The 20230-nt window shown below is 41.2% G+C and carries 16 protein-coding genes and 1 riboswitch; of the genes, 8 read left to right on the plus strand and 8 right to left on the minus strand.

What is annotated here, in order from left to right:
* Window positions 1–2: 2 nt before the first annotated feature.
* The 5 genes from G7Y32_RS03075 to G7Y32_RS03095 all read left to right on the plus strand — a co-directional run bounded on the left by G7Y32_RS03075 (window position 3) and on the right by G7Y32_RS03095 (window position 5894).
* Window positions 3–440, plus strand: a complete 438-nt coding sequence (locus G7Y32_RS03075) for a PTS mannitol transporter subunit IIA (protein ID WP_165210447.1) — start codon at window positions 3–5, stop codon at window positions 438–440.
* A gap of 22 nt (window positions 441–462) precedes the next feature.
* Window positions 463–1608, plus strand: a complete 1146-nt coding sequence (locus tag G7Y32_RS03080) for a mannitol-1-phosphate 5-dehydrogenase (RefSeq protein ID WP_165210564.1) — start codon at window positions 463–465, stop codon at window positions 1606–1608.
* Window positions 1609–1811: 203 nt separating this feature from the next.
* A complete protein-coding gene (locus G7Y32_RS03085; RefSeq protein WP_165210450.1) occupies window positions 1812–3644 on the plus strand; it encodes a DUF262 domain-containing protein in 1833 nt (610 codons plus the stop codon).
* 1021 nt (window positions 3645–4665) lie between these two features.
* Window positions 4666–4866 carry a hypothetical protein gene (locus G7Y32_RS03090; protein ID WP_165210453.1) on the plus strand — a complete coding sequence of 67 codons (201 nt, stop codon included), beginning with the start codon at window positions 4666–4668 and terminating at the stop codon, window positions 4864–4866.
* Window positions 4867–5561: 695 nt separating this feature from the next.
* Window positions 5562–5894, plus strand: coding sequence for a zinc ribbon domain-containing protein YjdM (locus G7Y32_RS03095; protein WP_165210456.1), 333 nt, complete (start codon window positions 5562–5564; stop codon window positions 5892–5894).
* Window positions 5895–5974: 80 nt separating this feature from the next.
* Here the strand turns inward: G7Y32_RS03095 and G7Y32_RS03100 are convergent, their stop codons facing one another.
* On the minus strand, window positions 5975–7000 hold the full coding sequence (locus tag G7Y32_RS03100) for a S66 family peptidase (RefSeq protein WP_165210459.1): 1026 nt from the start codon (window positions 6998–7000) through the stop codon (window positions 5975–5977).
* A gap of 229 nt (window positions 7001–7229) precedes the next feature.
* On the opposite strand from G7Y32_RS03100, the gene G7Y32_RS03105 reads away from it, so the two are divergent.
* Genes G7Y32_RS03105 through G7Y32_RS03115 form a run of 3 tightly spaced genes read left to right on the plus strand, consistent with a single transcriptional unit; the run spans window position 7230 to window position 9379 of the window.
* Window positions 7230–7871, plus strand: a complete 642-nt coding sequence (locus G7Y32_RS03105) for an amino acid ABC transporter permease (RefSeq protein WP_165210462.1) — start codon at window positions 7230–7232, stop codon at window positions 7869–7871.
* A gap of 9 nt (window positions 7872–7880) precedes the next feature.
* A complete protein-coding gene (locus tag G7Y32_RS03110; RefSeq protein WP_165210465.1) occupies window positions 7881–8513 on the plus strand; it encodes an amino acid ABC transporter ATP-binding protein in 633 nt (210 codons plus the stop codon).
* 14 nt (window positions 8514–8527) lie between these two features.
* The gene (locus tag G7Y32_RS03115) at window positions 8528–9379 is read left to right on the plus strand and encodes an amino acid ABC transporter substrate-binding protein (protein ID WP_165210468.1); all 852 of its coding nucleotides are present in this window, start codon (window positions 8528–8530) and stop codon (window positions 9377–9379) included.
* Window positions 9380–10013: 634 nt separating this feature from the next.
* On the opposite strand, the gene G7Y32_RS03120 is transcribed toward G7Y32_RS03115, so the two are convergent.
* The 7 genes from G7Y32_RS03120 to G7Y32_RS03150 all read right to left on the minus strand — a co-directional run bounded on the left by G7Y32_RS03120 (window position 10014) and on the right by G7Y32_RS03150 (window position 19673).
* A complete protein-coding gene (locus G7Y32_RS03120) occupies window positions 10014–11210 on the minus strand; it encodes a cation diffusion facilitator family transporter (RefSeq protein WP_165210471.1) in 1197 nt (398 codons plus the stop codon).
* Between the two features lie 110 nt (window positions 11211–11320).
* Window positions 11321–12664 (minus strand): alanine/glycine:cation symporter family protein, encoded by a 1344-nt coding sequence (locus G7Y32_RS03125; protein ID WP_165210474.1) that lies wholly within the window; start codon window positions 12662–12664, stop codon window positions 11321–11323.
* Between the two features lie 127 nt (window positions 12665–12791).
* Complete coding sequence (locus tag G7Y32_RS03130) at window positions 12792–14153, minus strand: alanine/glycine:cation symporter family protein (protein ID WP_165210477.1); 1362 nt, start codon at window positions 14151–14153, stop codon at window positions 12792–12794.
* Window positions 14154–14282: 129 nt separating this feature from the next.
* Window positions 14283–14404: riboswitch (glycine riboswitch) on the minus strand.
* 281 nt (window positions 14405–14685) lie between these two features.
* A complete protein-coding gene (locus tag G7Y32_RS03135) occupies window positions 14686–15822 on the minus strand; it encodes an ABC transporter ATP-binding protein (RefSeq protein ID WP_165210480.1) in 1137 nt (378 codons plus the stop codon).
* Window positions 15823–16098: 276 nt separating this feature from the next.
* Complete coding sequence (locus G7Y32_RS03140) at window positions 16099–16935, minus strand: sugar ABC transporter permease (RefSeq protein WP_165210483.1); 837 nt, start codon at window positions 16933–16935, stop codon at window positions 16099–16101.
* The gene (locus tag G7Y32_RS03145; RefSeq protein WP_165210486.1) at window positions 16935–18296 is read right to left on the minus strand and encodes a carbohydrate ABC transporter permease; all 1362 of its coding nucleotides are present in this window, start codon (window positions 18294–18296) and stop codon (window positions 16935–16937) included. Before G7Y32_RS03145 ends, G7Y32_RS03140 begins: the two co-directional genes overlap by 1 nt.
* Before the next feature lie 150 nt (window positions 18297–18446).
* Complete coding sequence (locus G7Y32_RS03150) at window positions 18447–19673, minus strand: extracellular solute-binding protein (RefSeq protein WP_165210489.1); 1227 nt, start codon at window positions 19671–19673, stop codon at window positions 18447–18449.
* Window positions 19674–20230: the final 557 nt, after the last annotated feature.

The following is a 20230-nucleotide window of genomic DNA, read 5'->3' on the forward strand; positions in this document are numbered from 1 at the left end:
CTATGGAATTTGAAAAAACACTGATTAAACTTAATCAGCAATTTGCCACTAAGGAAGAAGCTATCCGTTACTGCGGTCAACTTTTGGCAGACAGCGGCTATGTTAATCCTGAATATATCGAGGCTATGGTGCAGCGTGACCAAGAGCTATCGGTCTATATGGGGAATTTCATTGCCATTCCGCACGGAACAGACGAGGCCAAAAAGGAAGTGCTCAAGTCTGGCATCACAGTCGTTCAAGTACCCAAGGGGGTTAATTTTGGAACAGAGGAGGAACCACAAATCGCAACAGTCCTCTTTGGAATCGCTGGTATCGGTGATGAACACTTGGAGATGATTCAAAAGATTTCCATCTTCTGTGCGGATGTTGACAATGTCGTTAAATTAGCCGATGCTCAGTCTGAGGATGAAGTTATTCGCTTATTAAACAGTGTTGCCTAGATAGAAGGAAAAGAGGTTTATGATGAAAAAAGCAGTACACTTTGGTGCCGGAAATATCGGCCGAGGCTTTATTGGTGAGATTTTATTTGAAAATCATTTTGATATTACCTTTGTTGATGTTAACGAAGCCATTATCAATGCGCTTAATGAGCGCCACAGTTATGAGATTGAAATTGCTGAGGACGGTCAGCGTCATATCGCTGTGTCAGGTGTTAGCGGTATCAATAATGCTCAAGATCCAGAGGCTGTCGTGGCAGCTATCACACAAGCAGATATTATCACTACGGCCATTGGTCCTAATATCCTACCGCTTATCGCTGAATTGGTAGCAAAGGGGATCGAAGCCCGCCAAGCCGCTGGCAGTCAGCAGGCCATTGATGTTTTAGCCTGCGAAAATATGATTGGCGGGTCAGAATTCCTCTGGTCCGAAGTGCAGAAGCACTTATCTGAAGCTGGTCTGGCCTATGCTAAGGAATATGTCGGCTTCCCTAATGCGGCTGTCGATCGCATTGTTCCGGCGCAAAGCCATGAAGATCCTCTTTTTGTGGTGGTTGAACCCTTCAAAGAGTGGGTTGTTGAAACTGGCCGCATGAAAAATAAGGCATTGAAACTGGACGGTGTTCATTATGAAGAAGAATTGACGCCTTTCATTGAGCGCAAGCTCTTCTCAGTCAACTCTGGTCATGCGACATCTGCCTATACAGGTGCCTTCTATGGCGCCCAAACGATCCTTGAAGCACTTAAAAACGAAACGGTTAAAGCTAATGTCGAAGCAGTTCTAGCAGAGATCCGCAGTCTCTTGATAGCTAAATGGGGCTTTGATGAAGCAGCCTTGGTTGATTATCATAAGGTCATCATCTCTCGCTTTGAAAATCCTTATATTGTCGACGATGTGACCCGTGTTGCCCGCACGCCAATCCGCAAATTGGGCTTTGATGAGCGCTTTATCCGCCCGATTCGTGAATTAAAAGAGCGCGGACTTTCCTATGACAATCTTTTAAAAACCGTCGCCTTTGTCTTCAAATACAATGATCCTGAAGACCCGCAATCTGTTGAATTGCAAGACCTCTTGGCTAGCAAGTCGCTACCAGAGGTTATCGCCCAAGTCACAGACCTTAAAGACCAGGATCTCATTAAAGAGATTGAAAATGCAGTCACTTCAATCTAGAAATAGACAGCAGTCATGTTAAAAGCAAGCTAAATTGATAGCTTGCTTTTTTTATAGCTCTGAAAAGTAATTTTTAAACGTATTATTAAATTTTCTGAAATTAGTGTATAATTAAAGAGGAGGTATATAGTAACTATTAATATCAATATTTATTTATTACAATTAGTCAAGTGTAGCACAAACTTAGCAGTAGGAGTAATGTAATGTCAACAACAATTGAAGTCAATAAGCAGACAGTTAAACAACTTTTAGAAACAGGAAAAAATAAAATATTTGTTATTCCTGAGTATCAGAGGCCATATGCTTGGACAGCTGATCAAATTCAGACTTTATTTGATGACCTTGTGGAATATACAGAGACTACTGCAGGCAATAATAGTAGTGAAGAAAGTACTTACTTTTTGGGGACGATTGTTTCGTATGAAAATGATGATAATGAGCAGGAAATTATTGATGGTCAGCAACGCATTACTTCACTATTCTTACTATTAAGAGCTATATACTCTAAGTTGGTTTCAATGAGTGAAACACCACAGTCAAAAAATTTCATCACACAAATTGAATCAGCCTTGTGGCAGCAAGATGAGCTAACCGCAGAAGTTGATTTTGAGAAGATATTAATTATTTCTAGGGTGATGGGAGAAGAAGGTAATGAAATCTTTTCTAATATTTTAGTTACTGGTACAGTGAAAAAAGGAGCAAAAGATAATTATTCTCTTAACTACAGTTTATTGACAAAATTAATTGAAGAGTATGCTAGCAAAGAGCCAGAGTTGTTTTATTGGTTAATTCGGAATATATTAAATAGGGCAATTTTACTTCCTATTACTGCTGATACACAAGATACTGCCCTAACCATATTTTCAACTCTGAATGACCGGGGATTAGCATTATCTGACGCTGATATTTTTAAAGCTAAGATATATAATCACCTAGATGAAACGGACAAACAATCTTTCATTGAACATTGGAAACAGCTTGATGAAAATGCAATAAACGCAAATGAAAGTATACAAAAGCTATTCTATTATTATATGTTCTATTTAAGAGCAAAAGAGAATGATAAAAATACAACAACGCCTGGTATAAGGAAATATTATTCTCAAAATCAGTATAAAAGACTCTATGCTAAGAACTTGTTAACTGAGTTAAGTGCATTGTTAAATTTATGGATTGTTGTTAACAATAATACAATAATTGATGATGAAGCTTGGTCAGAAAATAACGAGATTCTAAAAGTCTTAGACGCCTTGTCCTCATACCCGAATGAATTCTGGAAATATCCTGTTGTTATTTACTATTTAAGATATAAGGATTCTGTGGAATTTGAAAGTAACTTTCTAACTTTCCTCAGACGTTTGTTCGCAGTTCTATCTGCTCGGTATATAGTAACTCCAACTATTAATGCTGTAAAGCGCAGCATATTGAATTTAAATGCAGAAGTTTACCGCTCTGAAAATCCCAAATTTGATTTTAAACCTGTTGATGAAGAGGAATTAAAAGAAAAGATAAAATATTCTCATAGAAACACAGTTCGAATGATTTTGAAAGTTCTTGCCTATCAAAAACAAGAAGGTTTACTTCCTCCTAAGTGGGAAATTGAGCATATCTTGCCTCAAAAATGGCAAAGTAGTTACTTTCCAGATAGTACAGAACAAGAAGTAAAACTTCTTACCGAACATATTGGCAATAAACTTCCTTTTGAGAAGAGACTGAATATTATTGCGGGTAATGGTTATTTCCAAAAAAAGCAAGATAGTTATAATAAATCAAAAATTGCAATTGTTCAAGAGTTATCTCAAGAAAAATCTAAATGGGGACTAGATGATATTAGAGAAAGAGATATAAGGATTTCGGATAACTTGCTGGATTTGCTTAAATCGTGGGGGTTAAACAAGATTGATTCGGAAAATAATAACAATAATGAATCAAAATATGAAATTCCTGCTGATAGAATAAAAGACTATAATCAATTTTTGAAGATGTTCAATAAGGAAGACTCAGATAATAATAGGAAACAATTTTTACAAATATAGATAATAATTCTTATAGACTATTTGCTCCCCGATCCTACAGTAGAATAGTACTATTAATGCAAATGGAAGAATAGGAGTGAATAAAGATTGTAATAATAGCGAAGTTTAGATGTTAGAGTAAAATAAATAGTTTAGTAGACTGCTTTACTCCCAAAACAAAATCTTAGGTCACTTTGAAAAATTCTCTTTGTAGTCATTTATCTTGTAAGCGGTAAGAATTTGTAGAATAGTAATAATTAAACCTTGATGAGATTAGAGGATAGAGTAACATCTGTTCTCTTTTTTGTTACCTTTAGTTTTAATTTTGTGGGACTGTTATACTCGAAGAAGCTCCATCATTTCTGACAATGAGAGTTGGCTACTAGTAGTCATTCCGCAGTTTGCGTTGGTTGCCAAGCAGTATTTGCTGGCTATCTATTGACCGAGAGAACGGTACAAACCACCTATTTGATGGGGAAGCTGGATTAGTTTAGGACTTAATAGAATTGTAATTTAGCTCAGTTTAAAAAATGCTATAATCAAATGTGATTTCTGACTGATTGAAAAGGACATAGGGTAGTGGCCAAAGCTCAGGATGCTGATAGGATTTTCAACACTAGTGAAACAAATTATTTAAGTTCGTCTGAAAAATCCGTGACAAACTAGGCGTGACCCTGAGCTAGATATGAGTTGCTGCTGGATTTGCCTTCTGATTTCTTGGTGATTTTGTATATAGGGGTTCTTCTATTGAAGGGGTTCTCTACTTTGCAAAAAATTTACAGCTGGAAATGGGAAAGATCCTCACACGGCACTTATTAAAAATTGGGCAACTTTAAACTAGAGCACCAGCTTAATGGTTGACTACCTCTGGAATGATAGCGATGGCTATTACGAGCAGGATCTGTGATTTTAGCAAGTACGAAAATGGGCAACATTATCTCAGGAGTAAAGAGAAAGTCCTTAAGTAAAGATAGAAAAATCTTGTCGCAGTCTGATAACAAAGGTCAGCAATAGATATCCACTAAAGAGAGGGGAAGCGAGTATGGAAGAAGATAATGAATTTGAATCAGCTTTTTCGACAGGCAAGGAAAATAATTCTCCTATCTTTTCAGGCCGAGATCCAAAGCCAGTGCCTGAAAAGAAAGACGCCAAAAGCTTTAAAAAAGGGCTCATACTAGCCTTTGGTGGAGTTATCGGGGTCACATTTTTAATCGTGTTAGTTGTTTTTATAGTGAATAGATAATTTTGGTCTGACTGCAAAATTTAAGCATGGCCTTGCTAAAGGAGCAAGGACCTGTACTTAGACTTATCAGGAATTTCAGAGTTTGAAAATGAGTAGTTCTTATGGACAGAGGACTTCAATAAAAGGAACGGATATGATAAGATTGCCAGTCAATACGGAAAAAGAGAGGATCACTTTCCCACAATAGTCTAAGTTTGAGTTATTGCCCTAATCCAGACAATTTGGATCTGAGCGTTGATAAGAAAGATAAAAACTGCTACCACACTTGCAAATCATTAAGTAACTGGGAAATAAGGATTTTTGCCCCAAGAGGAAGCTAGGGATTTTTTGAGAAAACTAAGTCTGATAACCTTGAAGTTGGGATAGTAAAAACGGTTAAGGAGAAGAGAGTTATCACTCTGTCATTACGAAATTGGAATACCCACACGAAAATAACTTTCTCCGGCCTGATGGTCTTGGACTAGAGTTTACGATAACCTATATAAATAGCTATGCAGTAAAGACTATTATCAAGTAACTATGAACTCTGCACAAAACAGACAGTATACGTTAAATAAAAAGAACTCTTCTAAAGAATAGTAGAAGCTCCTTACCTGAGGATTTCTGGCAGTTTCCCTTACCTCAAAACTAGCTTGCCCAGCTATCAGAATTAGGGTAAAATAGCTTAGTAAGTATTTTTAGAAAAGGAAAAATCTATGTCTTTACCAAATTGCCCCAAATGTAACTCGGAGTATGTTTACGAGGATGGTATCCTTTTGGTCTGTCCAGAATGTGCTTATGAGTGGGATCCAAACGAAGCTGCCGAAGAAGAAGGCTTAGTCGTTCTTGACAGTAACGGTACGCGTCTGTCTGATGGTGACAGCGTTACGATCGTTAAAAATCTCAAGGTCAAGGGAGCTTCAAAGGATCTCAAGCAAGGGACTCGTATAAAAAATATCCGACTGGTCGAAGGGAATCACAATATCGACTGTAAGATTGATGGCTTTGGTGCCATGAAACTCAAGTCAGAGTTTGTTAAAAAAATATAAATCCCTATAAAGTTCAAGGCAAAGACCTTGGGCTTTTTAACTGAAAAGACGAGGGCGAATTTATGTCGCCTCGTCTTCTACTATGATTGAAATCTAATGACAGATGCGGCCGCATCTACTTTGGCTGGGACACCCAAAGGAATGATAGCTCTAGGGGTAGCGTGCCCAACGTTGACATTATAAAGAATGGAGATATCTGTATCAATCACTTCCAGCAAGATTCGTTTATAGTCATCATAATAGGTTTCATCCATAGGCTTACCAACAATGACACCATTCAGGACCTCAAAAATACCAGTAGTTTTTAATGTTTCCAGCATGGTACGATAAAGGGCAGGTTCTGGTTTCTCTTCACTGGTTTCCAACAGGAGAATTTTTCCCTGCCAATCACTCAAACTGGGAAAGAGCTGATAACGCTGACAGAGGGCACTGCTGTCTTCATAGCGTGATGAATCAAAAATTTGATAGAGAGATTCCAAACACCCGCCTAGGATGGCTCCTTCAAATTGAGGACTTCCCTTCAATAACTCAAAGTCTTCATTTTTATGCATAATCCGACTGGTTCCTAAGACCTTGGGACTAAAATCTGTCCGCTCCTCATACCAGATAGCACTGGGCCTGATTTCTGAGATGCGACCTGTTTCTAGCAGTTCTTTAAAGTAATGAAAGGAGTAGGGCAGCATCCCTTGGTCTAATTCACAGATATCTGGCAAAAAGGCTTGACCGTAGAAGGTTTTAAGTCCTAACTTATGCAACATCAAGTGATTCATAGTAGTATCGGAAAACCCTAAAAAGATTTTTTGCTGGAGCGCTTGTTGCAGTTCGTTATGGTCAAATAAGTAAGGCAGGAGGCGGTGGGTATCATCGCCGCCAATAGCGCATAATATCATATCAATGGTAGGGTCTTTAAAAGCAGTGAGTAGATCTTGTGCTCTGGCTTGAGGATTCTCCCGCAGATAGTCAATACCTTTGAGAGCATGGTCTAAAAAAACAACTTCCAGCCCCAGCTGCTCCAAGCGTTTGACCCCTAAGTCCGCTTCAAACTTAATAAATTCCTCCCCAAGGATACCGCTGGACAGACTGACAATCCCAATCTTTTTAATCATAAAGGGCGCCTCCTTTTTGAAAATTACCAGCATTATAGCATACTAACCCTTGCTAGGAAAGGCTGAAAATAGTTGTGGATCTGTTTTTACCGATAAGTAATTTTGAAAATTTCAAAGAGAAGAATACAAATGTATTTTTTTCATTTTTATATGAATAAAAATAAATTGAGCTTTCAAACTGTCTGAGAATTTGGTATAATAAGGCATATCTTCACGTTAGGAGCCAGCTATGTCGTATGTATTAGAAATTCTTCCTGCACTCTTGAATGGAGCTCTCGTAACCTTACAGGTTTTCTGTATCGTTATCGTCTTATCCATTCCTTTAGGGATAGTCCTTGCCTTTTTGATGCAGATTAAGTTCAAGCCCTTAAACTGGCTTTTAACGCTCTATGTTTGGGTGATGCGCGGGACTCCGCTCCTCTTGCAGCTCATCTTCTTTTACTATGTTCTGCCAAGCGTTGGGATTGTCTTTGATCGGTTGCCAGCTGCTGTTTTGGCTTTTACTCTCAACTATGCAGCCTACTTTGCGGAAATTTTCCGCGGCGGTATTGCTGCTATCCCTAAGGGACAGTATGAGGCAGCTAAGGTCTTGAAATTCACCCAGTTACAAACCATCCGCTATATTATCTTGCCGCAGGTGGTTAAAATTGTTCTGCCGAGTGTCTTTAATGAGGTCATCAATTTGGTTAAGGATTCCTCACTAGTCTATGTACTGGGAGTCGGCGATCTTCTCTTGGAGAGCCGAACAGCTTCCAACCGTGACGCCAGCTTGGCTCCTATGTTTGTTGCGGGTGCCATCTACCTGCTCTTAGTTGGTGTAGTGACCCTAGCCTCTAAACGTATTGAAAAGAAATTTAATTTTTATAAGTAGGAGGGGTCTATGTTATTAGAATTAAAAAATATCTCCAAACAGTTCGGCCACAAACAGATTTTTAAAGCGTTTAATCTTAATGTAGAAGAAGGAAAGATTTTAGCCATTGTAGGCCCTTCCGGTGGCGGGAAAACGACCCTCTTGAGGATGCTGGCTGGGCTAGAAACAATCGATTCTGGTCAAGTCATTTATCAGGGGGCAGAAGTCCCTTTGAATCACTTAGAATCCGAAAATATTTTGGGTTTTGTGTTCCAAGATTTTCAGCTTTTCCCTCATTTGACAGTGCTGGAAAATCTGATGCTCTCTCCGACCAAAACGATGGGGATCACTAAGGAAGAGGCTCTGAGAAAAGCCAAGGAACTACTAGCCAAATTAGGCCTCGAAGAGCACGGACAGGCCTATCCTTTTTCTCTTTCCGGCGGTCAGAAACAGCGGGTCGCTTTTGCGCGTGCTATGATGATTGATCCCAAAATCATTGGCTATGATGAGCCAACTTCGGCCTTAGATCCCGCTTTGCGCCAGGAGGTTGAAAAGTTGATTTTGCAAAACCGTGAAATGGGCATTACCCAGATTGTTATTACGCATGATATGGATTTTGCCAAAAATGTTGCGGACGATATTTTGACGATTAACCCTAAATAGATAAAGGATAGACGATGAAAAAACTAATAAGAAGTCTCTCCATGGGATTGATGCTCCTTCTGGCAGCCTTGGTCTTAGTAGCCTGCAGCTCTCGGTCTAACTTCGCGACCGAGACGGATCAGTGGTCAACCTACAGTAAGGAAAAAACGATTAAAATTGGTTTTGATGCTACCTTTGTACCCATGGGCTTTGAAGAAAAAAATGGTAAGTACACCGGTTTCGATGTGGACTTAGCCAATGCTGTGTTTAAAAAGTATGGTATCAAGGTAGAGTGGCAGGCTATCGACTGGGACATGAAAGAAACCGAGCTCAAGAATGGGACCATCGATCTGATTTGGAACGGTTATTCTGTGACCGATGAGCGCAAGAAAGAACTTACCTTCACCGATCCTTACATGGTTAACCAGCAGGTGGTCGTGACCAAGAAGTCCTCCAATATTTCCAGCATCGATATGATGTCTGGAAAGAGATTAGGAGCCCAAGCTGGCTCCTCAGGCTATGATGCCTTTGAAAGTCAGCCTAACCTGCTCAAGAATAAGGTCAAGGATAAGAAGGCAATCCAATATTCGACCTTTACTCAGGCTCTGATTGACCTGAAGGCGGGCCGAATTGACGGCCTCTTGATCGACCGTGTTTATGCCAATTATTACCTCGAACAAGAAGGAGAGCTGGACAGCTACAATATTATACCAGCTGGCTATGAAGCTGAGAGCTTTGCTGTCGGCGCCCGCAAGTCTGATAAGACCTTGGTGAAAAAAATCAACCGAGCCTTCAAAGAACTTTACCAAGACGGCCAATTCCAGAAGATTTCCAAGAACTGGTTTGGTGAAGATGTGGCAACCAAGCAAGTTAAGAATACAAATTAGAGAGTGGGACAGACAGCCATGATGGCTTAGCCTTCGCCCACAAAATATTGTAATCTCCGGAGATTACGTATAAAAAAGATTTTCATTTTAGAAATTCTTTATCATCAACTCCGATTTCACAAAACATAAAATATAAAACGAACAATGATGAATTTCAGATGATTAAAATTCTATCGTTGTTCGTTTTATGACAGGACAGCTGACTTTTATTTCATGTTTCTTTCGTACCAATAGACAGAGCCTAACAGAAAGAGAGTGGCTAGAAATCACCATTTTATGACGATTTCTAGCCACTCTCTCACATTTTAAGGTTCAGGCCTTTGCCGCTTTCCTATTCTTAGGCGGCAGGCCTTGGCAGTTTATCTCCAGACTGCTTAAGAAGGTGCCTGAAAATGGGATTGCACTACAAGATGATAACCAACCAGCAGTGGTTCATTGGTGCTAAAGTACCTAATGAACTGTGCAGGGGAAAGACTTCTTGGCAGAGCCAACAAGCCTTTATCCCAACCACTGCACCTAGCAAATATAATTGACTAAATAAAACAAGGCTGAGAACTTTTGTCTCAGCCTCTCACCACTGTGCCAAACTGCTCTATCCAAAGCTGATAGGAGGAAGAACTTTTGTCCTATCCTCTTATGCTCTCTGTTCTGGGGTGATTTGGTGAAATACTAGTTTCCAAGTTTCATGGCGTCGCCAGATGCTGACATGCTGCTGATTTTCCAGACGATAGGTAATCAGCTTGGTCTTCTGACTGATAGAGGTCATTTTGAAGTACTGAAAATTGCTGGAGTAGTAGGGGGCCAGCTCAAGAAAACGATGCTGAGTCAAGACCTGACCATGCTCATTGACCAGCATAAAATCCTCGGCAATATAAGTCTCATAGTCAGGGATCTTGGCTAAAACTAGCTTTTCAAATTTGTAGAGCTTATTGTAAACATTATCGGAAATTTCATCCTCAGGAATGGGAGCCGGCTCGACGTGGATGTCCACATCGTAGACTTGAAAGTCATCGTGGAGCAGCTGCTCTACTTGTTCGGTAATGGCATGGCTTTCATAGACAGAGAGGTCAGGATTCATTTCTAGGACGAGATCGAGGAAGATATTAGAACCATAGGTTCGGCCCCGTTGGGATTTGACGGCTGTAATCTTGGGAATTTGTAGGATAGCCTTTTCATATTCAGCCAGTTGTTTATCGTCAAATCCGTCTGATAAGCTAAAGGTGGCCTGAATAAAAATGTCGTAAGCCGTCTTGAGAATGAAGTAACAGATAATGATGGCAGCAATCCGGTCAATGATGGCTAGGTTCATAGAACTAGCAACGATGGCAACCGAAGTTCCCAGCGAAGTCACCGCATCTGACAGGTTATCCTTGGAGGCCGCCAGAAGCGCTGATGACTTAACCTTCTTAGAGAGATGGCGGTTGTAGAAGTAGACACCGTACATGACCAGAGCTGAAATCAGACCGACCGAGGCACCCAGAGGGTCAATGGCCGTTTGACTATTACTGAGGAGCTTTTTAATGGTTTCCATGAGGACCTGAAAACCAACCAGAAACATGATAAAAGAGGTCAAGAGACTGGCAAGATCCTCAATCTTCCAGTGGCCAAAGCGGTGGTCCTCATCGGCCGGTCGACTAGCCAAATAGAGGCCAACTAAAAGGATAAGATTACTCATGATATCCGATAGATTATTAAACCCATCGGCTGTCAGCGATGAGGAATGGAGTATGTAGCCAGAGAGGAGTTTGCCTAGAGCGAGGACCAAGTAGGCAAAAATAGAGACAATGGGCCCCCGTCTAGCAAATTTAATCGATTCTTCCGCAGTCACCATAGGTCCTCCTAAATAATTATAATGGCTTTATTATAGCAGAATTGCTGGCATCAAGCCAATCAAGTTACTGTCAAAAAATCCCCTAGATTTGCCTAAGGGATATCTTTTTATTATTTGCTCAAATCTAGCTCAGATTTAGCAAAATATTTTTTGGTTTCCGCAAGGATGATTGGAGAAAGTCCCAGCAGGGCTACCAGATTGGGGAAGGCCATCAGGCCATTGACAATATCAGCGATGGCCCAGATGGTTTCCAGCTTGATAAAGCCCCCGATAGCTACCATAGCCACGAAAAATGCCCGATAAACTGGAATGGACTTAGCTCCAAAGAGAAATTCAAAACAGCGTTCTCCATAGTAAGACCAACCTAAGATAGTTGTAAAGGCGAAGAGGACAAGACTGACAGTCAAAGCTAAAATTCCCCAATTGCCAAAGACAGACGCAAAGGCTGATTGGGTCAGGATGGCTCCGTCTAAGTTTGAGGACCAGCCGCCTGTAACAATGATAGCCATCCCCGTCAGAGTACAGATGATGATAGTATCAATAAAGGTTCCTGTCATAGAAATCAGCCCCTGCTCAACGGGTTCTTCAGTTTTGGCAGCAGCAGCGGCGATAGGAGCAGAACCAAGCCCAGACTCATTGGAGAAGACCCCACGAGCAACCCCTTTTTGCAGGGCGACCATGACCGTTGCTCCTATAAAACCGCCAGCAGCAGCGTGGCCAGTAAAGGCAGAAGAGAAGACTAGTCCGATACTGGGCAGAAGTTTGTCATAGTTAACTGCCAGAATAGTGAGGCCGGCTAGAACATAGATAACAGCCATAAATGGGACTACCAAGGTGGAGACACGTGAGATGGATTGAATACCACCGAAGATAATAATAGCAACGAGAATAGCTAGGACGACACTGACATAACGGGGGTCCCAGCCGATACTGTTTTTGATGGAATCGGTGATAGAGTTAACTTGGGTGAAGGTACCCGATCCTAAGAGGGCCGTCATGGTTCCAAAGATAGCAAAGAGAATTGCCAGCCATTTCCAATTTCTACCCAGACCATTGACGATGTAGTACATAGGCCCGCCAGCGATTTCACCATTTTCATCTTTTTCGCGGAATCTAATAGCCAAGAGTCCTTCGGAATACTTGGTTGCCATCCCGAAGAAGGCTGCCATCCACATCCAAAAGAGAGCTCCGGGGCCACCTGCCTTGATAGCCGTGGCCACTCCAACAATGTTTCCTGTTCCGACCGTAGCGGCCAGAGCCGTACAGAGGGCAGCGAAGCTGGAGACGTCTCCATGACCTTCGCTATCAGCGAAAATCAAGCGAAGAGCCTTGGGAAGTTTAACAATCTGCAGCAATCCCAAACGAATACTGAGATAGATCCCAGTCCCAACTAAAAGGATAAGAAGGGGCGGGCCCCAGATGAAGGTGTCAATCTTATTGAAAAAATCTAGCATAGTATTTCCTATCTTTTTCTTTTATATGGCAGGAAAAAGGGGCTAGTTGTCTAGCCCCGCCTGACACATTCTAAAATATATACCTTCGTATTATATAAAAATGTGACTGGAATTTCAAATTCTACTTTTAATTATCAAATGATTTGCCAGCCTTGCGCTTGAAGTATGACTGAGTTTCCTTGATGATAATGGGTGACAGGACTAAGAGGGCAATCAAATTTGGCAGAGCCATGAGGCCATTAACAATATCTGCAATTTTCCAAATGACCTGCAACTGCAGATAGCCGCCAAGTGCTACCATGAGGACAAAGATACAGCGGTAAATGGTGATGCCCTTAGTCCCAAAGACAAATTCGACACAGCGTTCCCCATAGTAAGACCATCCCAAGATAGTTGTAAAAGCGAAAAGGGCCAAAGACAAGGTCAGGACCAAACTACCGATATGGCCAAAGACAGAAGCAAAGGCCGATTGAGTAACAGCAGCCCCTTCTAAGCCCTTGACAGACCATTGACCAGTAATCAAGATGGAAAGTCCGGTTAGGGTACAGATGATGATCGTGTCGATAAAAGTTCCTGTCATGGAAATCAGCCCCTGCTCAACAGGTTCTTCAGTTTTGGCAGCAGCTGCAGCGATGGGAGCAGATCCCAGACCAGATTCATTAGAGAAGACCCCACGAGCAACCCCTAGACGAATGGCCTGCATAACTGTTGCCCCAGTGAATCCGCCAACAGCTGCTGTCGGTGTGAAAGCTGATTTAAAGACAGCGACAAGAGTTGGGATTAGGTTGTGGAAGTTGATGGCGATGATGGTTACAGTTGCCAGAATATAGAGAGCAGCCATAAAAGGGACCACTTTTTCTGAGACCTTGGAGATGGATTGAATACCGCCAAAGACGATGATCGCAACCAAGATTGCAATGACAATGCTAACCACTTTGGGTGACCAAGCAAAAGTATTTTGCAGGGAGCCCGTGATAGAATTAACCTGAGAAAAAGTCCCGATACCAAGTAAAGCAACCAAAATTCCTGCTAAAGCAAAGAAGTAAGCAAGCGGTTTAGCAATGACTTTTAAGCGGCCGGTAATCCCATTGGTAATATAATACATAGGTCCGCCGGACACTTGGCCGTTATCATCCTGGGTCCGATACTTGATAGCCAGCAGCCCTTCGGCATACTTCGTAGCCATCCCAAAGAAGGCTGCCATCCACATCCAGAAGAGGGCTCCCGGTCCGCCAGTTCCAATAGCCGTAGCAACCCCGACAATATTTCCGGTTCCAATGGTAGCGGCTAAGGCAGTTGCTAAAGCTGCGAAACTGGAGATATCTCCTTCACCTTGGTCTTCTGCAAAGATGAGTTTGAAAGCCTTAGGTAAGCGTAGCACTTGCAAGAATCCCAAGCGAATGGTTAAATAAATCCCCGTTCCAACTAAGAGTACCAGCAGGGGCGGCCCCCAAACAATATCATCAATTTTCGTAAAAAAGTCCAGCATGACTATTCCTCCAAAGTTCTAAGATTATCAAGCACCTACACAGGATTAGTCCAAGCAAAAAAGCCCAGACTAATCTGATTCTGGACTTGGAGGTACTAACAGCACACCCAAAAAAGCCTTGATCTTTTGGGCTGAATTTCTGTCCTTTTGCCTGAGAGTTTGAGTAAAGCGAATTTACCTTGCCCCTTCGGCGTTTTCTAGCTATTGGGCTACCTGTCCCTTCAGTAGAAAATCTCTCCAGAAGTCCGTCCATCATCAGTCCCATTCTATGACTAGAAACCTGAGAGCATTACTCCTTCGGCGAAAGGTCTAACCTTTTCTCTCCTGATGATTTCAATCGGTTATTTGATAAATATGCTACTAGTTTAGCTAAATATCCGAATGCTGTCAAGACGAATTTAAGAAATTACCCATTAAAGACGAATAATCTTAGAGAGAATTGCCACAAAGGGCCCTAAGTTTATTCGTATTGTTATAAGATATAGAAAAACTCCAAGAGCTAGGAACCCTTGGAGTTTGTAATGATAAGCCGTTAAGCGTCAATGCGTTTAGTCGTTGCCTTATCAAAGAAATGTCCTTTAGCGACATTGAAGGCCACATTGATGTGTTCACCTGGGGCTAAGTAATCGCGGGCATTGACCCGAGAGGCAAATTCTTGATTACCGACCTTACAGTAGAGCACGGAGTCGCTACCCAATAATTCGGAGATTTCGACGCTAGCATTAACAACAGCAGATGGGAAGGTTGTTTGAGCAATCTCAGCTGCAGAGATATCCTCCGGACGAATACCAAAGGTAACTTCCTTGCCCATATAGCCCTTGCTTTCTAAAAGTTTCTTTTGGCCTTCGCTCAGGGAGATCTCAAAACCTTTGCCATCGGAGATAGTGTCATGATTGACAGTGACATCGAAGAAATTCATAGCTGGACTGCCAATGAAACCTGCAACAAATTTATTGGCTGGTTTGTTGTAGAGTTCCTGCGGTGTTCCGATTTGCTCCACCTTACCAACCGTACCTGTACCAGCTTCGTTCTTACTAGCTGACATGATGACAATCCGGTCAGCCAAAGTCATAGCTTCGGTTTGGTCGTGGGTCACATAGATGGTCGTTGCTCCAATCCGACGGTGAAGTTTTGCAATTTCGGCACGCATAGATACCCGCAATTTAGCATCCAAATTTGACAGAGGTTCATCCATCAAGAAAACCTTAGCATCACGCACAATTGCTCGTCCCATGGCCACCCGTTGCCGTTGACCACCAGACAGGTCAGCTGGTTTACGATTGAGTAATTCTTTCAGACCGAGAATATCGGCTGTTTCCTCAACTCGTTTACGAATCTCATCCTTCTTATACTTCCGCAGCTCCAGTCCAAAGGCCATATTTTCATAGACAGTCATGTGGGGATAGAGAGCGTAGTTTTGGAATACCATAGCAATATCACGGTCTTTGGGAGATTTATCATTAACTAAAACATTATCAATATAGAGTTCTCCCTTGCTGATTTCTTCTAAGCCAGCAATCATTCGCAGGGTAGTTGATTTACCGCAACCAGAAGGGCCTACAAAAACGATAAATTCCTGATCTTTGATATCAAGGTTGAAATCTTCAACAGAGTAGTAGTCGCTGTTGGGATATTTTTTATAAATTTTATCAAGTTTTAATGTTGTCATAATATTTTCCTTTTATCTAAGATGAACCCAGTTCATTGATTATAGTGATGACCAGTAAAATGTTAAGTGATTGAGTGAAAGGTGAATCACTCAAACATCAATACAGCAAAGACGGTTGTGTAAAGAGCGCCATTGAGTTCGAGTGACAAGTTTCTGACAAAAAGATTGGCAGCTGCTTTAGCTTGAGCTAACTCAGATACGAACACCTTTAGATTAAAGATTGGGTGTCATTTTTTTAACTGTCTAAGATTTAGTTGACGCTCTTACATCTTACTTTTATTTCACAGAACCGCTGGTAATACCTTCAACATAGTATTTTTGCATGTACAGAAAGAGGAGGGTAATGGGGATAGCGATAATTACAGAACCAGCAGCAAAGGCTTTGAACCATTCATTGATAGTATCTTGTTCCAACATGGCAAAAAGTCCGATGGCTACTGTATATTTTTCTGTCGCATCTCCCAAGATAACCTTAGCGAAGATAAAGTCCATCCAAGGGGCGATGAAAGTAGTCAAGGCTGTATAGACAATGATAGGTTTAGATAAAGGCAGGGTAATCTTGAAGAAGATATCCTTGCGGGTTGCGCCATCAATCATAGCTGATTCATCCAAGGAATAAGGAATGGTATCAAAGAATCCTTTGGCAATGTAGAAACCAAGGGCAGCTCCAGCAGAATAAACTAATACAAGAGCTGTTAGGGTCTGGGTCAAGTCAAGGGCCTTCAAGATGTAGTAGATGGCAATCATGGACATGAAGCCAGGAAACATATTGAGGACCAGAGCCAGTTTCAAAAAACTATTGCGGAATTTGAATTTAATCCGACTGAGCGAGTAGGCGATAGCCACCGTAATGAACGTTGAGATAACACAAGAGCAGATGGCAACGATCAGAGTGTTCATAAACCATCTCGCAAAAGGAAAGGAATCGTTGTTAAAGAGCTTGATATAGTTGTCCAGTGTAAAGGTTTTGGGAATGATATAGCTGACAAAAGCTGTTCCCTCACCACGAAAAGAAGTCAAAACGACCCAGAAAATAGGGAAGAGCCAGATGATGGACAAGATAACCAGCAGAAGATAGGTTAGACTTAAATTAATGCGCTTTTTTGTTTTCATTATTTGACAGCCCCTTCCTTATAAGAACTTGTTCTTGTGTAGGCCAGCAAGCTAAAAGCAGCAGACAGGATGAAAATCAAAATACCAATAACAGAAGCAAGATTGTAGTCCTTAGCTGAAACAGTCAGCTTGTAAAGCCAGGTTACCAAGAGATCTGTTGAACCCGCCTGATAGAAGTTAGGATTATTTGGACCACCACCGGTTAAAAGATAAATAACGTTGAAGTTATTGATATTACCGATGAACTGTTGGATTAGAGTAGGGGTCATGATAATCAAAATTTGTGGAAAGGTAATCCGTTTGAAAATTTGGAACTTGCTTGCTCCATCAATTTCAGCAGCTTCCAATTGTTCTTGAGGCAGGTTCATAATAATGGACGTTGATACCAACATGGTATAAGGGATACCGACCCACATATTGACAATAATAATCGAGACCTTAGCCCAAGTTGGATTAGTCAAGAATGGCAGAGGATGGCTAGTAAAACCGAAATTCATCAGGAGCTCATTCAAAGGTCCGCCAGGTGCCAGAAGGTTTTTCATAATCAAAAGGGAAATAAAAATTGGAACGGCAATGGTGATAACGAAAATCGTCCGCCAGAGCTTCTTAAATTTCAGACCTTTAGTATTGATAATCAGTGCCAAGATAATCCCAAAGAAAAAATTGGTGATGGTAGCAAAGACAGCCCAAATTAAAGTCCAAGTCAGGATTGGAAAGAAGGAACCAGCCATTCGACCAGTTAGGACATTACCGAAGTTGGAGAACCCAACCCAATGGAAGAGACTGCCTGGTGGCAAGTGATTATGGTCAAAATTGGTGAAGGCTAAGCAAACCATGTAAACCAGAGGGACAATGGTAAAGAGCAGGACTCCCAGAAGAGGAATGGACATCATGGACATGTGGAAACGGCCATCTGCCAGACTGGCAAAATCTTCTCTAAAGCTTGGCACGTTGAGCCCTTCAGATTTAATCACATAAAGATTGCGAGCACTTTTTAGATTACACCAATAAATGTAAGCAAAAACACAGCAGAAGACTAGGGCTGCAATCCCAAAGATGAGGAGCAGCATAGAGTTATCACCGTCGACAGTCTTGGTAATTTCAATACCATCAACAGTTTCTGTTACGGTTCCTTGAGTATGGGTTCCTAAGGTAATCAGGCCTTTGAAAGCGGGGATAACCTGCAGAACAAAGCTGATCAGAAAGATGATTTCTGATAGAAGGAAAAACAGTCCCTTAATAATTTGCTTGTTTGCGAGATTGGCTGCCCCCATAATCAGGGGAGACAACTTAATGTCTAGGCCTCCATTTTTGAGCGCCTCTCGCACAGCTACCTTTTCGTAGTAGTTAGAGTTGTTCATGTGTAGCCTCCAAAAAGTAAATCAAAATATACTTTATTTAACTCATGAGTTAAACTGTAAGGAGCAAAAATTATTTTCTCGAGATAAGACAAGGAGGCTGAGATAAAGCTCTCAACCTCTCGGTCTATTCTATTCAGGAAGGTATGAGTCTTATTTCGTTGAAGCCAAGTCTTTATCGAATTGTTGAAGTTTAGTCATGTAGTCAGCTTGAGAAATTTTACCAGAATAAGGTCCACTAAGCAATGGAGCTGATAAATTCCAGAAGGTTGACATTTGGCTAATCTTAGGCATTACAACAGTGTAGTCACTTGAGCTTGTCATAGTCGCAACAACCTTAGCTAATGGGTCAGAAGTTACGGCATCTGAAGCTTGAACATCCTTGTTAGAAGGAACAATGCTGCGAGTCTTGAATTGGTTGGCTTGACTATCTTTTTCAGTCAAGAAAGCAGCCAATTTGTAAGCAGCAGCGATACGTTTGCTATTGCCCTTAGCAGGAGCTTGGTTAACAGCATAGAGTTTAACACCCATAAAGGCCTTTTGTTGGACTTCTTGTTCACCAATTTGAACAGTTGGGTAAACAGCTACTCCCATCTTACCTTTACCAAGGGCTTTCAGAGCATCTGGGTAGTTCCAAGGTCCAGTTTCGATAGCATCTACAGAAGCGTTACCGAATTTAGAAACAGCTTCGTTATCAGGGACGTTGACAAAGCCAGAATTATCCTTTTGATTAGCTAGCCATTGCATAACAGCGACCCCTTTTTCGTTAGCCCAGTTTGTTCCTTTAACATCTTCACCATTTGCTCCGAAGAGGTTATTACCAACAGACAACATCAATGGTGCAATAGCATACGCATTAACCTCATTGAGACTAGCACCAAATTTTGCTTTAGAAGTCATGGTTTCGTAAGATTTAACATCTTCGGCAGACAATTTATCTTTATTGTAAAGAAGAACTTGTGATTCAACACCGAATGGGAAGGCATAGGTCTTGCCCTTATATTGAGCACCAGCTACAGCATTTTCAACATTGTTTGCTTTAACTTCTTTCACATATTTGTCAGGAATTGGTTGGATGATTTTTGCTTCAACCAGCTGCCCTAATTGGTCATGAGGCATTGAGAAGACATCAGCAGCAGCGGCAGAGTCTTTAGAAACCACTTCTTGAGCCTTCGAATCGTTAGATTCTTTGACTTCAATCTTGATACCCTTGTTTTCTTTTTCAAAAGCTTTGATGGTGTCAGAATAAGACTTCTTAGCACCAGTTGGAACCCAGAGCTTGAGGGTCGTACCAGAAGACTTGTTGCCAGAGCAAGCTGCTAGGGTTACGACGGATAACAAGGCGACACCGCCTGCAATCACCTTTTTCCATTTTTTCATGTTTATTCCTCCTAAAACATAAAAATTAAATTTACAATGTTATTATGAAATCGTTTGCAAAAAAAGTCAAGTATTTTTATAAACATATCCTATAAAAATATATTTGAAGAACTTTCTTAGTCTTAGAAGTACTGAAATAACAACAGTTTTAGTTAAAATAGCAAAATGACTAAATAGCACGCAAACGCTTGCATAAATTATTGCATTTTAGCCATATTGTTGTAAAATTGAGGAGTGAAAGACTTACAAACAGAGAGTGAGACAAAAATCAGTAGGGAGTGAGATCAACCTAAAAATTGAAAATTTTGGTTCTCACCACTCCTTAATTTTAAGGTGATGGCTTGAAAGAGAAGAGTCTCTCCCCAGACTTTTTAATCCCCCCACACAGCTCAAAAGGTTCCTCTGACCTTTTGAGGTCGGAAATAAGATGAACGATGGTCATCACATTCGTTTAGGTCTGTCTGTTTCGGTCTTATGACAACAGGAAAACCAACCACTGCGTCAATCTGGTAAATCTAGAATAATGCTAGGAGTCTGGACTTTTGTCCTAGACTCCT

The sequence above is a fragment of the Streptococcus tangpeifui genome, from assembly GCF_011038795.1.
In the GTDB taxonomy this organism is placed as follows: domain Bacteria; phylum Bacillota; class Bacilli; order Lactobacillales; family Streptococcaceae; genus Streptococcus; species Streptococcus tangpeifui.

Coding starts and splice junctions, on each gene's coding strand:
- G7Y32_RS03075 (WP_165210447.1), top strand. CDS start 3: ATGGAATTTGAAAAAACACTGATTAAACTTAATCAGCAATTTGCCACT.
- G7Y32_RS03080 (WP_165210564.1), top strand. CDS start 463: ATGAAAAAAGCAGTACACTTTGGTGCCGGAAATATCGGCCGAGGCTTT.
- G7Y32_RS03085 (WP_165210450.1), top strand. CDS start 1,812: ATGTCAACAACAATTGAAGTCAATAAGCAGACAGTTAAACAACTTTTA.
- G7Y32_RS03090 (WP_165210453.1), top strand. CDS start 4,666: ATGGAAGAAGATAATGAATTTGAATCAGCTTTTTCGACAGGCAAGGAA.
- G7Y32_RS03095 (WP_165210456.1), top strand. CDS start 5,562: ATGTCTTTACCAAATTGCCCCAAATGTAACTCGGAGTATGTTTACGAG.
- G7Y32_RS03100 (WP_165210459.1), bottom strand. CDS start 7,000: ATGATTAAAAAGATTGGGATTGTCAGTCTGTCCAGCGGTATCCTTGGG.
- G7Y32_RS03105 (WP_165210462.1), top strand. CDS start 7,230: ATGTCGTATGTATTAGAAATTCTTCCTGCACTCTTGAATGGAGCTCTC.
- G7Y32_RS03110 (WP_165210465.1), top strand. CDS start 7,881: ATGTTATTAGAATTAAAAAATATCTCCAAACAGTTCGGCCACAAACAG.
- G7Y32_RS03115 (WP_165210468.1), top strand. CDS start 8,528: ATGAAAAAACTAATAAGAAGTCTCTCCATGGGATTGATGCTCCTTCTG.
- G7Y32_RS03120 (WP_165210471.1), bottom strand. CDS start 11,210: ATGGTGACTGCGGAAGAATCGATTAAATTTGCTAGACGGGGGCCCATT.
- G7Y32_RS03125 (WP_165210474.1), bottom strand. CDS start 12,664: ATGCTAGATTTTTTCAATAAGATTGACACCTTCATCTGGGGCCCGCCC.
- G7Y32_RS03130 (WP_165210477.1), bottom strand. CDS start 14,153: ATGCTGGACTTTTTTACGAAAATTGATGATATTGTTTGGGGGCCGCCC.
- G7Y32_RS03135 (WP_165210480.1), bottom strand. CDS start 15,822: ATGACAACATTAAAACTTGATAAAATTTATAAAAAATATCCCAACAGC.
- G7Y32_RS03140 (WP_165210483.1), bottom strand. CDS start 16,935: ATGAAAACAAAAAAGCGCATTAATTTAAGTCTAACCTATCTTCTGCTG.
- G7Y32_RS03145 (WP_165210486.1), bottom strand. CDS start 18,296: ATGAACAACTCTAACTACTACGAAAAGGTAGCTGTGCGAGAGGCGCTC.
- G7Y32_RS03150 (WP_165210489.1), bottom strand. CDS start 19,673: ATGAAAAAATGGAAAAAGGTGATTGCAGGCGGTGTCGCCTTGTTATCC.